The following is a 14,436-nucleotide window of genomic DNA, read 5'->3' as shown; positions in this document are numbered from 1 at the left end:
CGAAGACCGTATTGGTCGATCTCGGCTTTCGCGGCGTCGACCCGGAGGTATCATCTGTACACCTGATTCATCGCGGAAAACACAAGACACTGACCAGCACGCAGCGCCGCTGGCTCAAGCGACGACAGGCGATTGAACCGATCATCGGCCATGTGAAGCACGACCACGGTATGCGTCGTTGCTGGCTCAAAGGGCAAACCGGCGATGCGCTGCATGCCGTGCTGTGCGCCACGGGCTACAACCTGCGCTGGCTGTTGCGTGCGATTGTTCGCCTGGGTCTGGGGCCCATCTTTTTTATCCTCGCCTGGTTGCATTGGATCGTCAATGTGCCGTCGCATCCGCTGTTTGCGCACCGGGAACGCTTCCGGCCGCTTAACCTTCCCGCTCCGACAAAATGCCCCATCGGCGTCGTGCATCAAGCAAACTGAATTTTGCAGCGCCGACTACGTATATATGCGAATTGACAGATTCGCTACGTTTTTCACGTACGTAAAAATGTCAACATGCACGCGATCTTTCACGCCAGTGCTAGACCGGGTAGTGACAGCTTTGCTTCGCTCTACGGCACGCCGCGTTAGCGGCACAGTACCGTCTCAAGAGTTCCGCCGTGTTCGTCGCAGTATCTGGCAGTTGGGTCAAGCCATGTCCGCTTCCAGCGAGGTGCGGTAACGTCGGCTGGGTTCAGCACCAGACAACGGAAGCAATAGGGCAACCGCGTTCGAGGCATCATCCAGCCGGCGGGCATCCATCTGGATTTGAGCGAGTCGAGCTACCCCCAGCCGCGCGAGGTTGGCCAGGGTGACGCGGGCATCTCGTCGCGGCACAGTGACTACGCGCTGGGCATCTGGATGCTGTGGAACCGATTGACGTATGGCCAGCAGAAAGACAGCGGCAAGACCGCCTGCAGGCGCCGACCGATCTTCCGAGCAAAGACGAGTAAAAAGCACGAATCGCCCTTTTTTTGATAACTTTAAATTATGTCTAATCGAGCGGCGGACAAGAAAAAGCCCGCTCGACGGCGGGCTCTTTTGAGTGAATTCGACTCAGTGGGTCAGGATGGTGTATCCCACTGCTATCGCCAACAGCAGTGACGCGGCGGTCACTGCGCTAATGCCGATGCGCTTGACGAATTGCTGGCTCTGCTTGTATTTGGCATGATGCTCTTCGGCCCAGCCTTCCGGGACCGCGCGGCGGCGGCCGTTATCTTCGATGATGAAATGTTGTTCCATAAACGCCTCTCAGCTAGTAACGCCGTGAACGAGCGCTGTCAACGGCAATATTATCACGCATAGCAGGACCGAGGCACTGAAGGCCGGATAGGTTTCGAACACCCATTCGGCTTTCGTTGCGGGCGGTTGCTGCGGCACTTCGGCCGGCGCCACCGCCCCGGCTGCCGCCACGAGCGCCGACAACCCTGCGCAGCCCATGAGAATGATCAGGTAGACCGTCATCGAGGCGCCCTTATGGTTGACCTGATACTTGACGATTTCCACCAGTGACGCCACGACCCAGCCGACGCTGACAAAGCCTAGCTGGCCGTCGCGAAACGGCGCGGTGTAGCTAATTGCCTGCTGGGTCTTCTGGATCTTCTTGAGCAGATGCATCAGCCCCATTGCGAAGAGCGGGAAGAATACTCCGACCACTACGTTCGACAAAAACCAGCCTGTCCAGTCCAAAATCTTGATTATTGTTTCGTCGCTCACAATACCTCGCCCCGTTCGCGGATAAAGGATTCAGCTTCGGCCTTGCTGTCGATCCAGACCATGCGGTCATAGGTTCTATCGGTTTCTTCAACGAAAAGCGCTGGAAACTCTCGTAAGCGGTCGAACAGGATGCCGTCACCTTGTGCAGAGTTGGGCTTCACAAGGTCATCGTCGGTATAGGTAACGACTCGCGACGATGAAATGGTGTCGCCGTGTTGCGTCCACTTCGTATGTTTGACTAGGAGGTTGAACATGGTCGCTGTTGCGGGATTAGGAGTGGTTGCGCCAGATTATAAGGCGTACGCCCGACTGATAAAGCGTGCAGCGGATGCGACAATCAGCATGTGTGCCAGAACGCGTTCTACTTACTGATCCTTGCCCGCATCACTGTCCATTGAACTTCAAACATACCGAACCGGAATTTGGGGAAATCGAAGCTTACGCGAAGCGTCATCTTCGCGTCGCCCCGGTCGTTGGCACCGCGATCCGACTGTCATTGGAAGAATCGAGCGACACGCGATCGGTCACATCTTCCCTTCGACAAATTGTAGAGGGTGCTCCACTGGATATGGACGCCCTGAGGCAGCTCCTGCCGTCACTCGGCTCGACCACGTGGATATTCTTCAGTTCCGTCGACGCTGGCCATTACGAGCTGACGACGATCGTGGACGACATCCGAGTGAAGCTGTGTATGGACGTCGAACACGATCTGACGGAGATCGAGGCCGAAGGCAAACTTCGAGGCACTGCCGCCCGGCTTATCGTTGGCTCGAATACGGCGGCTGACTCGCGAGCTACCGCCGTCCGGCCCTCTCGTCAGCGATTCACCACCCGCCACCGACCGTCGATAAGACTCACGATCACGTGTGGCTCAAACGTGCCGCTCATGTCAGTCGCGACGACGGGGAAAGCCTTCTGAACGTCGCGCCGCTTTGCCCAGTCTGCGGCATCCGGGACCGAGTACGTGAAGTACACGCGCATGCTCTTGCGTCCGTCCATTCGCCCATCAGAGCCGAAGATAAGGTACCCGTTCGGGTCGGCGCCCCAAGGTTGAGTGCGCTCGTTTGAATCCGCTTAAATCCTCATTGCTCTTACTGCCCGTTCCAAATTTGCCCGCACAATCACGCGATGAAACGGCGCAATCGTCGCAAGATAGATTCGCCCCAGTCTGTTATGGCAATGCACCACCGTGCCCGCGAGCAGCTCTCGCCCATTTGCCGCATCGGCGCGAAGTTGGATGGTGGCGCGGAAGTCGAGATGCCGGTCATCCGCGCCCACTACCAACTCCGTCGCGCTCTTTGACAGCAGCGGTAAGTAGCCGATAACCGGCCCACGCGCCGCTGCGGCAAGACCGACGGCGCGAGACGATTTGACGCCGACTGTCACCATCACCACATCGCGGACACGCGTGAGCGCACGAATCCACCACGCCTGCCGCTCGAACGCGGCGCGTGCCAACACCTCTAGATCATCGCTAGCCTCCGCCGGCAGTCGAATTGCAAAGGCGTCCAAAAGGTCCGCGCCCGCGTAAAGCGGCGCTAGCACGCTGTTGCTAGGCATGGGCACGGCGCGCGCTTTGGTCAAGGTAGTGTTCCGGGGTTGGTTCGTGGTGTTCAGCAGTCTAGTCGTGTCAGCGGCTCATCGATGCGGGCGACCATCGTCAAAGTGATCGCAGGGTCATAAGCGATCTGCCCGGCGCGCCGGAGCGCCCGCAGACGCTCCCTGATGGTCTCGTCCACACTTCCCGCGGCAGAGGCGCCGGCGCGACGACGGCTGATCCTGTTCGCGGCCACACACACCACACTGTCAGCCAAGATGGCATCGAGCCGCTGCGGGACGGTCTTCACGAGGCGAAGGATCATGCGTCGAGTGCGCCGTGGTCGATTGCCATATCTCGATCAATGGGTTGCCGCGAGTATGCCTGAAAGCGGACGGCCACGACAGGCTGCTGGTGGCCGGCTGCGCCGATGATGATCGGCGGCAAGCCACCGAGAGGAAAGGACTTCTGTAAGTTCGTTGTGCGAGAATCAGAAACCACTCCTATCGGTCAGGAAGGTGACAGCCATGGACCAGCTCCGTACGAACCTCACGGCACCAGTCCTTTCCGCCGACTTGACACTATGGTTTTCGGCCTACGGCTTCGGCTGGGGATACTGCGCCTTCGCGCTTCCTCCTGAAGCGGTTTGCGAAAAACTCGGCGCTGCGAACGAGACCCCGAAGCAATTGATGCTCGCCTTCGAGCTTGGCAAGCGACGGCTTTTGGAGGCAGTAGAGCAGAAAGCGTTGCCAGGCACTGGCGAACGGATAACGCTCTCGGCCGCTGATCTCTAACGAAGGGCTGACGCGTCGCCATATCACGGTATGCGACGCTGGGTGCGCAACGCGCCTAAGCCTTGGTGTCCATCGAGTTCGCACCAGTTTTGGGCCGCCAGTTGTCTGTCACGACGGGCCGTAGTCGGACCCCGAACGGACGTTGCTGGCCGTGAGGGGTGAATGGCGGCTTCACATGTTCTTTGGCCCCTCATTTCTTCTCGAGGGCATTGAGATCCCGGCGCGCGAGCCGCATCGCGCCGTCGCGGTGACGCGCGTGAGTTGACGTTGCTCTTGCCTGCGCGGATACAAGGCTCCCCGATCTTGTAAACGTAGCGCGGGTTGGGCATCATGACAGGCATGCCGCCCACCGCCATCACTGTCGCGGAATTGCCGGTCGAGCCCGATGCGCTGCAAGCCTTCGCGCTCGAACAGAACCGGCTTGCGTGCGTGTTGTGGGAGCAGCTGGAAGCGCTGCAGCACCAGATTGCGCAGGCGAACCGCGCCCGCTTCGGCGTCAGTTCCGAGCGGCTGGCGGGTCAGGCGGAACTGTTTGATGCCACCACGGCGTTACCCGTTCCGCCCGAGCCCGCCGAGGTTCCGGTCGCGGGCCACACCCGCAAGGGGCGTCCGGCCCTGCCGAAGGACCTGCCGCGCACGCGCATTGAATACGATCTGAACGACGAACAGAAAGCCGCATTCGATTCGCTCGAGCGTATAGGCGAGGAGCGCAGCGAGACGCTGCACTACGAGCCGTCGAGGCTCACCGTCATTGAGCATATCCGCTTCAAGTACGCGGCGAAGAAGGATGGCGAGTCGACCATCGTGACCGCAAACGCCCAGCCTTCACCACTGCCGAAGAGCAACGCGAGCGCGAGCCTGCTGGCTAACATCCTGGTCAACACCTACGTCGATCATCTGCCCTTGAACCGGCAGGAGATGCGCTATGCACGACGTGGTGTACATCTGCCCCGGGCAACGCTGTGCGAATGGAAGCTGGCGGCAGCCGAACTGCTCGAAGTGCTGCTGCCACCGCTGCGTGCTCACCAGTTGCAGGCACCCCGCATGCATGTGGACGACACGACGCTGCCATTGCTCGAGAAGGGTCGCACAGCGACGCGCACAGCACGATTATGGGGATACCTGGGCGCGGGCCAGCACGAGGAGAACGGCGTCTGGGTCGACCACCCGCCGGCGGTCGTGTTCGAGTTCGCCGAATCGCGCTCGGGCTCGCATCCGCTGCGGTACCTGCAAAAGTACAAAGGCTATCTGCAGGCGGACGCGTACAGTGGACATGGCGCACTTTACGAAACCGGAAACATTGTCGAGGTCGGATGTTGGGCCCGTTGCCGCCGACGCTTCTTCGAAATCGCGAAGGCGCAGAGCAAACCGGGACTCGCGGCGCAGGCGCTGCAGTGGATTGCCAGCCTGTACGCGATCGAGTCGCGGATCCGGGACCAAACACCTGATCTCAAATATGCGGCGCGGCAAGCCGAGGCGTTGCCGATACTTGCGCGGTTCCGGCAGTGGCTGGAAGGCAACGTCATCGGTTTGCCAGTTCAGGCGCCGCTCGCAAAGGCGTTCGGCTATGCGTTACGTCATTGGCAGGCACTCATTCGCTACACCGAGAGCGGTATCCTGCTGCCTGATAACAATGCTCTCGAGCGTCAGATCCGCCCTATTGCCCTGGGGAGAGCCAATTGGACATTCGCGGGCTCGCCGCGTGGCGCCAGGGCCGCCGCCACGATGTACTCGCTGCTCGGCACGGCTCGCCTGAACGGTTTCGAACCTTATGCGTGGCTCAAGGACACGCTCGAGAAGCTGCCGTCGTATCCTGTCAATCGCGCGCACGAACTATTGCCGCTCTCCCGATAAACACCGCCCATGGACATTCTCGACTCGCTTCGGCAGGCGCCCAGCGCCGAGTTGTATCGCCTCTATCTCGCCATCGGCAAAATGCTGGACGACCCGCGACGTATTCTCGAAGTACGTCAACGCCTGCATCTGGGAATGGATGTCAGCTATATCGGGGGCGATCCGCTCGCACCACCTTCGCACGGAACGGTAGTGGAGCTGCGGCAAACCCAGGCGGTGATCCAGGACAACCAGAGCCGTCAGCGTTGGTCAGTACTATACGCGGCGGTTATCCCTGACACTGCGAGCGGCCCAACTCACGCGCCTCCGTCGCCACCACCGCGAGCACAACGGGAGGAATTCTTCATTGGCGACACCGTTGGCTTCACCGACAAACATCTGAGCGAGCGAGTCGGCATCATCGTCAGGCTCAACGCAAAAACCGCGTCTATCGCCGTTAATGATTCGGAAGGTCACTGGCGGGTCTCGTACGCTTTGCTGCGGAAGATTGTCGACATCTAACCGCGCGACACCGTCAACACGGGTCCCGCTGACGGATACATTTGTAGAGCCAAGGCTTATAGGCAATCTCGATGTTGTATCCGTCCGGGTCGCCGATGTTCGCCGCGAAGTAGTCGGCACGCCATTCGGGACGAAGGCTCGGTTCCTTGTTTGAAGTAGCTCCCGCGTCTATCGCCGCCTTGTAGCTGGCCCTGACAGCGTCCGCGCTCTTGGCGGTGAAGGCGACGTAAAGGTCTTTGGCGACTTCGCCATTCTTCAGCCAGAAACCCGGATTGCTATTGATCGCGAAACCGTGCAGTTGATCGAACTTGTAGGGCATGTCGATGCCAAGCGGCTCAAGCAGCTTCTTGTAAAATTCGCTCGACCGTTCCAGGTCAGAGACGGGGAGATAAATATGGTCAATCATGGCTTTCCTCTTTTCGTTTGACTTTGACAGCCCCGATCAGGGCTCTGCTAAATCCTCATCCGGCAAGTTAGTTTGCCGGGGTCAGCGCACCCCGGCGAAGCAGTCACGAATCTCCTCGCTGGCTCCTCCCAGGCGGCGAAGTGGTCCCCGGTCCAGGATGAGGGTGAAGGGGGTGATGGCGTCATTGAGCATGCATTTCTTCTCCGTCAGCTGACACCTTCAACAATGAGTCCGTGATAGATCGCCCCGTGCTTGCGGTGCTTGGCGACGTTTTGGTAGGCCTCGCTGTAACACCAATCCTTTGCGGCTTTTACGCTCGGGAATTTCACAATGACCATTCCCTCAATCGGATCACCTTCAAGGACTTCGTGCTTTCCATCGGCTACGAGCACTTCGATAGGATGATCCTTCATCGTTGCTTTGATTCCAGTCCGATATTTTTCGAACTCTTTTTGATCGATGGATTTAATTCTAGTGAAGACAATGTATGCGGACATGATCGTTCTCCTACTTTGTTAATCGATTACCGAAATTCCAATGAAAACCCTTGGGCCGTAGCCCGCGTTATTAACTAAGAAGGCGTTTTACTTGTTGCCGCCGTTCGCAAAGATGATTTCTCCCGTGAGCCAGCCCGCATCATCCGAGGCAAGAAATACGAACACACGTGCGATGTCCTCGGGTTGGCCGACGCGGCCCAGCGGAGTACTCGCGATTATCTGCTTCTTAAACTCCGTTCCCATGACGCCTGCCGCGTGCGCACCCTCCGTTTCGGTTCCACCGGGACCGAGAGCGTTAACGCGGATTTTCTTGGGGCCGAACTCTTTTGAGAGCACGCGCGTCAAGCCATCGACAGCGCTCTTTGACGCCACGTAGATCGAAAGGGTCGGGTCGGCAGCGACACTCTCCGTCGATCCGATGTTGATAATGCTGCCGCCTTCCGCACCGAAGGCCGGCAAAGCGGCTTCGATCATGAGGAACGTGCCAAGCACATTCGTGTTGAACTGACGGTGAAATTCCTGCTCGCTGAACTGCTCGAAGGGCGCAAACGAGAAGACGCCCGCGTTGTTCACGAGCACATCCAGACGGCCGAAGGTATTTTTCGCCTCCGCGACGAGGCGTTGCGCGTCGGACCTCTGCGCCACGTCGCCCTGCACGGCGATAGCTCGCCCGCCTTTGCCGGTGATCTCGCGCACCACCCGTTCCGCGCCCGCTTGATCGCGCGCGTAATTCACGATCACCACCGCGCCTTCCGCGCCGAAGGCTTTTGCAATGCTCGCTCCGATTCCTTTTGAAGCGCCTGTCACTATCGCAACCTTATTGTCGAGCCGTTTCATGATGCATCCCCTCGTTTGAACACCTCGTTTGTCGGTGATGCAAATCTATCAATTCCACGAAGTACGGACTAGACGTTAATTTTGGATAGCATCGATCTCATTGGGGAATGGATCAGTCGTCCATTTCGGCGAGCAGCTCAGCCAGAAAGTCAACAAACACGGCGACTTTGCTGGGCAGACTGCGGGACGCGGGTCGCACGGCACTGATCGGAATTCTGGCCGGCTCACAATCGCGCAGGATTCGCCGCACGGTTCCGGCGCGTATGTCGGCCGCAAAAAGCCAGTATGGCGCCTGGGTGATACCGAGGCCGGCAAGGACCGCGGCGCGTTGCTCTTCGCCATCATTGGTGCGAAACGATGCCGCCGCCTGATGGGATATCACCCCGGCCCGGCTGGCGAAGGTCCAGGGTCGCGGTCCATCCCGTGAGACAAAAAACACGCCGTCGTGGCGGTCGAGATCGCTCGGTCGCTTCGGCACTCCTCTGCGTTCCAGATAGTCCGCAGACGCTACGGCGACGAGGGCGAACTCGCCGATCTTGCGCGCGATAAGGCTAGAGTCCGCAAGGGCGCCATTGCGAATGGCGAGGTCGATGCCCTCGTCAACGAGATTGATCGTCCGCTCGGAGACGAGCGACTCGACAACGACCTTGGGATAGCGAACGCGGAACACAGGGAGTTGCGGCACGACATAGAGTCGAGAGAAGGCGGGCGCGGCGCTGACACGCACCACGCCGGACGGCGAGACCTGTCCCGAACCGATGCGGGATTCCGCTGCCTCGAGATCGCTGATGAGTCGTACGGCAGATTCGTAGAAGTCGCGCCCGGCCTCGGTCAGGCTCAGGCTGCGGGAGGTGCGCATAAGAAGCTGCGCACCGAGATGTTCTTCGAGCGCGGCAACCTGTTTGCTGATCGCCGGCTGCCCTGTCCCAAGCTCACGCGCAACCGCTGAAAAGCTCCCGCTTTCTACGACGCGCACGAATATCTTGATGCCTTCGAGCCGATCCATCCGATCCTCCTACGGGGAATGGGTTATCTTACTAAGGAATAGATCATGCATGATCATGGGCAAATCTATTCCGGAATTGAGGGGACCTCTCCGGGCCGTTTTGCGGCTCTTGTGACGAAGCATGAGGTAGTTACCTTGGGAAAGCTCGGCGAGGAAGGTGCCCAGGCTCTCGGCCGTGCGCCCGTCGCCGCGATGTCCGGCTTCCAGATAGTGGTCGTTCACGACTGTCCGGAACGGGTCGCGTGCCGTGCACCCTTAAGGGCCGCTTCCAAGGTACAACGGCCGTTCGGGCCGTCAATTTGGTCGGCGGGTTATCGGTGCGGATTTAACCGGTGGATGCAACAGATTGGTGAAATCGTTCGGCGGGCGTCTCGTAGTTCAGGGTCTTTCTTGGACGCTCATTCAGTCGCCGCGTGCTGAGAGAAGGTTTGTCGCTCAGCATTTGCGCGGGCCTTGTCGCGAAAGGTGGCTTCCGCTATCGCGCGTCGGCGGGGTTAACAGAGATTGTGCGCGCGGTTCCCAAGGTCCCGAAACGTCCGCAGTACTGGGCAACACCAATAGGCTTAATGTGCCGTATTGCTCGGCAACCTTCATCTCTCGCAACTGCGTGCCGGCATGGGGCTTGGGAAACCAAATGTTAGCTGGTGAAACTACGCCATCGAACTCGCGAAACACGCTGTGGTCGGCCGCGAGCGAGAACGACCGAGAAACGAAACAACCCGTTGGGGCAAACATGAGCGTCATTCAATCCGAGCTTCGCGTAGCGGACAAGCCTCAGCACAGCGAACGCGTCAGCGACCCAACCGTTTCCACACCTCGCTCGATCTCGTGTGTCCAAGGGTGACCGTAGTTCAAGCGGATACAATTCCGATACCCGCGACTCCCCGAAAAAATCGGGCCGGGCGCAATGCTGATGCCCTGCTTTAGCGACAGCTCAAACAGGCGCACTGAATCTACCTGCACCGGCAACACCAACCAAAGAAAATACCCTCCCTTCGGGCGCGCAACATGCGTCCCAGACGGAAAGAATCTCTCAATAGCATCCAGCATGTTGTCTTGCTGGGTGGCAAGGTTCTGCCGGAGCTGGCGCAGATGGCGATCGTAGCTGCGAGTCTGAAGATAATCGGCGATCGCTAATTGTGCAGGCACGGAGGTCGATATGTTGGTCATCGACTTCGCCCGCGCGATCTGCTGTGTGAAGCGGCCCGCCGCGACCCAGCCTACGCGGTAGCCGGGTGCGAGGCTCTTCGAGAAGGAGCTGCAATGGAGCACCAGTCCCTTCCGATCATATGTCTTAGCCGGCCGCACAGGGGACGCCCCGAAATACAGTTCAGCGTATACGTCATCTTCGATCAGCGGCACGTCATGAGCGGCTAGCAGAGCAACCAGCGCTTCCTTGGTCGTGTCCGGCATGGTGACGCCGGTCGGGTTCTGAAAAGACGTCATGAACCAGCATGCGCGGATTGGATGCCGCTTAAGTGCGTCGGCGAGCAATGAAACGTCGAGGCCTTTGGTCGGATGGAAGGGGATCTCAACGGCCTTCAGCTGCAGCCTGTCCAGTGCCTGGTGCGCCCCGTAGAACGCGGGTGTCCGGATTGCGACGACATCGCCGGGTCGGGTTACCGTCTGCAAACAGAGCGATAGCGCTTCCAATGCTCCGCCCGTCACGACCACTTCATCGATCGGCACCGCCATCCCCGCAGCCATATAGCGACGGCCGATTTGACGACGCAAACCTTCGTTACCTGAAGACAGCTCCGTGAACGCTGCCCCAGCGCCCATTGTCCGCGCGACCGACGCGAGTGAGCGATCCAACTGATTCGATGGGAACATCGCCGGACTCGGAAACGCGGCGCCAAGCGGCACGATACCGGGTGCGTTCGACGAACTGAGCACGTGAAACAACAGATCGTCTGTCTCAGGCGTAAGGGAAAGCTCGGTCGTTCTCACAAACGACGGTTCAGGCAATGTCTGGTGCGCTTGCACCGCGACGAAATGCCCTGCACGCGGGCGCGTCTCAATCAGCCCCTGAGATTCCAGCGATTGATATGCGTGCTCGACGGTTGCCGGGCTTACACCATATGACTTGGTCGCCTGCCGCACAGACGGGAGACGCATTCCTGGGGCGAGATCGCCGCGCTTAATAAGCCTTGCGATTTCGGTCGCCAGTTTTTTGTAACGCATAATATATTCACTGTCATGACCCTTGCGGTCGAATGACTGCCTCGCCTTTTGCCAGCGCCTATCGATCAGGGCGAGCGCGCAGTCGATGAAATTCGGATTTCAAGGCTATGCGTCAGCCGCCGTCTTTCGGCGATTCGCTTCGGACGCAAGCCCTTTGGTCGAGACATACCTGCCCTGTTGATAGCCCTCGCCGGGCGACGTTTACGCACGATCGCTCGCTTTGCGATACCACCTAATAGGGTGTATAACACCCTATTAGGCCCTTCATGTCAATAGGTTGTATTGCCACTATTTGGGTGGTGTATTGACCGGAGGTGAAGTGAACGAGAATGACCGAATGCCACTGGCACGAGTTGTGGGGAGGGCTATTGCCTACCGCCGCACAATGGCGAACCTCACCCAGGAGCAGGTCGCGGAAAGGCTCGGCATCGGGCAAGAAGCTATCTCTCGGATGGAGAGAGGCGTTGCTATTCCAACGGTAGTTCGTTTGGCGGAGTTGGCGGATATCTACGAGTGCAAACTGGAACAATTGGTGACAGAAACCTCCGACAGGGAAGATGACCAAGCGAAGGCCATCTTGACCATCGTAGGTCGGTTATCAGGTGCTGATCGACGCCTACTTATCGAATGGCTAACAGTGTTTGCCGACAGACTTCTACGGTCGTCTAGGTCAGGTTAGACCCGCGACCTTGCGAATTCGAAGTCTTGGTTAGCGAGCGTGGACGCAGTGAGCCGCCCCGTTCGCTGTCTCGCTTCCTGTGAATTCTCCCCGCAAGACGTGACGGTCCACCGCTCTCAAGGAATGCCTCTAGGCGGGCAATAGTCAGCACGCGACTGTAGAAAAAACCTTGTCCAAAATCGGTTCTGGAGGCGAGGAGCGCCTGGTGGTGAGCTGCGCTTTCGACTCCGTCGGCCACGAGCATGGCGCCTACGTCGTGAGCGACATCAGCCATCGTCGCAAGGCGCGACACGCGCTCGTCGGTGTCAAGAGTGAGCACCTGCCTGTCCAACTTGATCAGATCGAATTCGAAATTCCTGAGCAAGCGAAAGTTGATCGGGCCTATGCCGGCACCGGCGAGCGCAAATCGAACCCCCTCTTTCCTCAAGGCTGTCAACGAGTCCAGCGCCCGTGGCGCGGAGTCCGCGCAATCGCTCTCCGTTACCTCCAGAACGAGACGGGACAATATTCTCTTGGCCGAATCCTGCACGTCTGATGTGAAGCTGTCGGCGGCCATCTGAGCAGCGGAGACCTTCAACGAGATATAGCACGAATTCACAACGCCCAACTCGGCGAAATCGCGGGCTGCGGTAGCAAGCATGAATCGAGTCAGAGGGCCAATTACTTTGCAGTGTTCGAGACGACTCATGAAATGCGCAGGCCCTTGCAGACCAAATTCAAAATTGTCCCAACGAAGCAGCGCTTCAATGCCGACGCACTTGCCAGCGCGGACACGGATCACTGGCTGATACTCCAGCCGAAACTCTCCGCGCTTCAATCCCCGTCGAGCTGCACGAGCAAGTCTCGCATCTGGCGTAAATCGCCATCTGTAGAGCGCCCGAGATCCGAGGACTAGCAGATAAAGAAGCCCCAGAGCGAGCAACACATAGGCGCCGAAACGCGCGGCCCAAGGGTCGAAAGAAGGTGCACTGATCGCTTGCCACGACGTCTCGGCGGGAAATATCCCACTGTGCTGCACAGGCACGGCCCGCTGAACACACGGGCGACCTTCTCCGCACTCGGCCAGCATCGGCAACTTTGCCGCCGATCGGACAGCATCCCCAGCAGCCGCCGACACGGGCGCCGAGGCCGACGCGTCCATGCTAAACGGCACGCTGGTCTGAGCGACGATAGAAGGGCTCACTGCTACTGAAGCGTCACGAATAACATTTGTGTCGGCCATGCTGCCAAGCGCCCGGACGCCGATCTCCAGCGGGGCGAGCACTGAAATGCAACGCAGTTGGCGAACGTCCACCTGTCCTGCCGGACCGGCGACCGGGCCCGCCAGCGTTGCGGGTGCCGGCAGTATGACGGGAAGCGTGCAGACGGTGCCGAATTGCAGACGCGCAATGTGCTGCGGAGCAATCATCTCCGACAATCCTTGCGCAAAGGCCGCCATGCTGTGTCCCACGTCATCGATTGCACTAGCCGGGCTCGTGCTTGCACGCGCGGGAGGTTCCAATGCGGCGAGCAGAAAAAGCATGACAAATAGTGATTTAGTCATGCGAAAAGACGGTTTATCAACCGGTCTCACGGCGTTACGTTGCTGACTTACGGCAATCATTCTTTCTCTATTTGCGCGCGAAGCGCTTGGCTTTGTCGGGCGGCTCGCCGCTGCGTTCCCCACGTGAATTTCAGAGCAGGCGGGCCGCGATGGCGAGCCTCACGGGCCGAGCAAGAAAGTATCCCTGCGCCGTTGTGACTCCCAGCGCCTTCAACACATTCAACTCGTCGGCGGTCTCAACACCCTCCGCGACTATTTGGGTGCCAGTCTCCTTGGCAAATGAGACCATCGCCGACACAAGTGCGCGTCTCCTAGAATCCGTATCGATGCTTCGAATCAAGCTCGAATCGAGCTTGATCAACTCGGGATGAAGACTGATGATGTGTCGCATGTTGGCGAAGCCCGCACCCACATCATCCACAGCAATCCGGACTGAACGGCGTCGCAACCGTTCGAGCGCCCCGATCAGTTTGTTGTAGTCGGGGACGCAGGCATGCTCCGTGATTTCCAGGACAACGCGATCGGTCTCCATGTCAGCGAGCACATCCTCAAGGCCACCACTCAAGATTGTTTCCGTGGATGCATTGACCGCTAGATAGACATCCGGAACGGTCGGCAACCCCTCAAGCGCCTTGCGAATTGCCTTGAGCTCCAGTGGCACGACCATCCCAACCTCGACGGCATCGGCAAACCACTGGCTTGGCGGGCGAGTCGGCGTCGCCGAGAACCTCGACAGGCACTCCAGGCCCACGATGCACCGGGGGGCCAGCGAATAGATCGGCTGGTAAACGATGGAAGGCTCATCCCCTTTCAGCACATCCCGTATGCGAGCCCTCTTCTCTTCACGTTCTCGAACAATTGCGGCGTTTTGCACTCTTATACCCGGCGTGTCAGA

Annotated in this window: 18 protein-coding genes; 5 read left to right on the top strand and 13 right to left on the bottom strand. The window is 59.0% G+C overall.

Annotated elements, in window-relative coordinates; all coding sequences use genetic code 11:
- Positions 1 to 428 (top strand): transposase (locus P3T21_RS36110; RefSeq protein WP_429260656.1); only part of this gene is annotated, 428 nt, incomplete at its 5' end.
- A 615-nt stretch (positions 429 to 1,043) separates the two neighbouring features.
- Here P3T21_RS36110 and P3T21_RS36105 read toward each other — a convergent pair.
- The 6 genes from P3T21_RS36105 to P3T21_RS36080 form a co-directional block, all read right to left on the bottom strand.
- A complete protein-coding gene (locus tag P3T21_RS36105; RefSeq protein ID WP_429260655.1) occupies positions 1,044 to 1,229 on the bottom strand; it encodes a hypothetical protein in 186 nt (61 codons plus the stop codon).
- A 9-nt stretch (positions 1,230 to 1,238) separates the two neighbouring features.
- Complete coding sequence (locus P3T21_RS36100) at positions 1,239 to 1,703, bottom strand: hypothetical protein (RefSeq protein ID WP_429260654.1); 465 nt, start codon at positions 1,701 to 1,703, stop codon at positions 1,239 to 1,241.
- Positions 1,700 to 1,957 carry a hypothetical protein gene (locus P3T21_RS36095; protein WP_429260653.1) on the bottom strand — a complete coding sequence of 86 codons (258 nt, stop codon included), beginning with the start codon at positions 1,955 to 1,957 and terminating at the stop codon, positions 1,700 to 1,702. The genes P3T21_RS36100 and P3T21_RS36095 overlap by 4 nt, the downstream gene beginning before the upstream one ends.
- A 562-nt stretch (positions 1,958 to 2,519) precedes the next feature.
- Positions 2,520 to 2,702, bottom strand: a complete 183-nt coding sequence (locus P3T21_RS36090; RefSeq protein WP_429260652.1) for a hypothetical protein — start codon at positions 2,700 to 2,702, stop codon at positions 2,520 to 2,522.
- A gap of 75 nt (positions 2,703 to 2,777) precedes the next feature.
- Positions 2,778 to 3,287, bottom strand: a complete 510-nt coding sequence (locus P3T21_RS36085) for a DUF2867 domain-containing protein (RefSeq protein ID WP_429260651.1) — start codon at positions 3,285 to 3,287, stop codon at positions 2,778 to 2,780.
- Positions 3,288 to 3,316: 29 nt separating this feature from the next.
- The gene (locus P3T21_RS36080; protein WP_429260650.1) at positions 3,317 to 3,565 is read right to left on the bottom strand and encodes a hypothetical protein; all 249 of its coding nucleotides are present in this window, start codon (positions 3,563 to 3,565) and stop codon (positions 3,317 to 3,319) included.
- A 202-nt stretch (positions 3,566 to 3,767) separates the two neighbouring features.
- On the opposite strand from P3T21_RS36080, the gene P3T21_RS36075 reads away from it, so the two are divergent.
- The 3 genes from P3T21_RS36075 (at position 3,768) to P3T21_RS36065 (ending at position 6,389) form a co-directional block, all read left to right on the top strand.
- A complete protein-coding gene (locus P3T21_RS36075; protein ID WP_429260649.1) occupies positions 3,768 to 4,034 on the top strand; it encodes a hypothetical protein in 267 nt (88 codons plus the stop codon).
- Between the two features lie 339 nt (positions 4,035 to 4,373).
- Positions 4,374 to 5,888, top strand: coding sequence for an IS66 family transposase (gene tnpC, locus P3T21_RS36070; RefSeq protein ID WP_429260648.1), 1,515 nt, complete (start codon positions 4,374 to 4,376; stop codon positions 5,886 to 5,888).
- Between the two features lie 9 nt (positions 5,889 to 5,897).
- Positions 5,898 to 6,389 carry a hypothetical protein gene (locus P3T21_RS36065; protein ID WP_429260647.1) on the top strand — a complete coding sequence of 164 codons (492 nt, stop codon included), beginning with the start codon at positions 5,898 to 5,900 and terminating at the stop codon, positions 6,387 to 6,389.
- A 13-nt stretch (positions 6,390 to 6,402) separates the two neighbouring features.
- On the opposite strand, the gene P3T21_RS36060 is transcribed toward P3T21_RS36065, so the two are convergent.
- The 5 genes from P3T21_RS36060 to P3T21_RS36040 all read right to left on the bottom strand — a co-directional run bounded on the left by P3T21_RS36060 (position 6,403) and on the right by P3T21_RS36040 (position 11,322).
- Positions 6,403 to 6,795: a VOC family protein gene (locus P3T21_RS36060; RefSeq protein ID WP_429260646.1), complete on the bottom strand. Its 393-nt coding sequence runs from the start codon at positions 6,793 to 6,795 to the stop codon at positions 6,403 to 6,405.
- Positions 6,796 to 7,001: 206 nt separating this feature from the next.
- The gene (locus tag P3T21_RS36055; protein ID WP_429260645.1) at positions 7,002 to 7,292 is read right to left on the bottom strand and encodes a DUF1330 domain-containing protein; all 291 of its coding nucleotides are present in this window, start codon (positions 7,290 to 7,292) and stop codon (positions 7,002 to 7,004) included.
- An 87-nt stretch (positions 7,293 to 7,379) separates the two neighbouring features.
- The gene (locus P3T21_RS36050; protein ID WP_429260644.1) at positions 7,380 to 8,129 is read right to left on the bottom strand and encodes an SDR family NAD(P)-dependent oxidoreductase; all 750 of its coding nucleotides are present in this window, start codon (positions 8,127 to 8,129) and stop codon (positions 7,380 to 7,382) included.
- Between the two features lie 112 nt (positions 8,130 to 8,241).
- A complete protein-coding gene (locus P3T21_RS36045) occupies positions 8,242 to 9,135 on the bottom strand; it encodes a LysR family transcriptional regulator (protein WP_429260643.1) in 894 nt (297 codons plus the stop codon).
- Positions 9,136 to 9,909: 774 nt separating this feature from the next.
- Positions 9,910 to 11,322: a PLP-dependent aminotransferase family protein gene (locus tag P3T21_RS36040; RefSeq protein WP_429260659.1), complete on the bottom strand. Its 1,413-nt coding sequence runs from the start codon at positions 11,320 to 11,322 to the stop codon at positions 9,910 to 9,912.
- Positions 11,323 to 11,656: 334 nt separating this feature from the next.
- On the opposite strand from P3T21_RS36040, the gene P3T21_RS36035 reads away from it, so the two are divergent.
- Entirely contained in the window at positions 11,657 to 11,998 is a 342-nt protein-coding gene (locus tag P3T21_RS36035) for a helix-turn-helix domain-containing protein (RefSeq protein ID WP_429260658.1), read from the top strand.
- Here P3T21_RS36035 and P3T21_RS36030 read toward each other — a convergent pair.
- A complete protein-coding gene (locus P3T21_RS36030; protein ID WP_429260642.1) occupies positions 11,985 to 13,601 on the bottom strand; it encodes an EAL domain-containing protein in 1,617 nt (538 codons plus the stop codon). The genes P3T21_RS36035 and P3T21_RS36030 overlap by 14 nt on opposite strands.
- Before the next feature lie 70 nt (positions 13,602 to 13,671).
- A complete protein-coding gene (locus P3T21_RS36025; RefSeq protein WP_429260641.1) occupies positions 13,672 to 14,415 on the bottom strand; it encodes an EAL domain-containing protein in 744 nt (247 codons plus the stop codon).
- Between the last annotated feature and the right edge of the window lie 21 nt (positions 14,416 to 14,436).

Origin of the sequence: Paraburkholderia sp. GAS334, from assembly GCF_050436625.1 — a bacterium.
In the GTDB taxonomy this organism is placed as follows: domain Bacteria; phylum Pseudomonadota; class Gammaproteobacteria; order Burkholderiales; family Burkholderiaceae; genus Paraburkholderia.
Note: the sequence above shows the minus strand (reverse complement) of the source record. Positions and strands in the feature narration are given on the sequence as shown.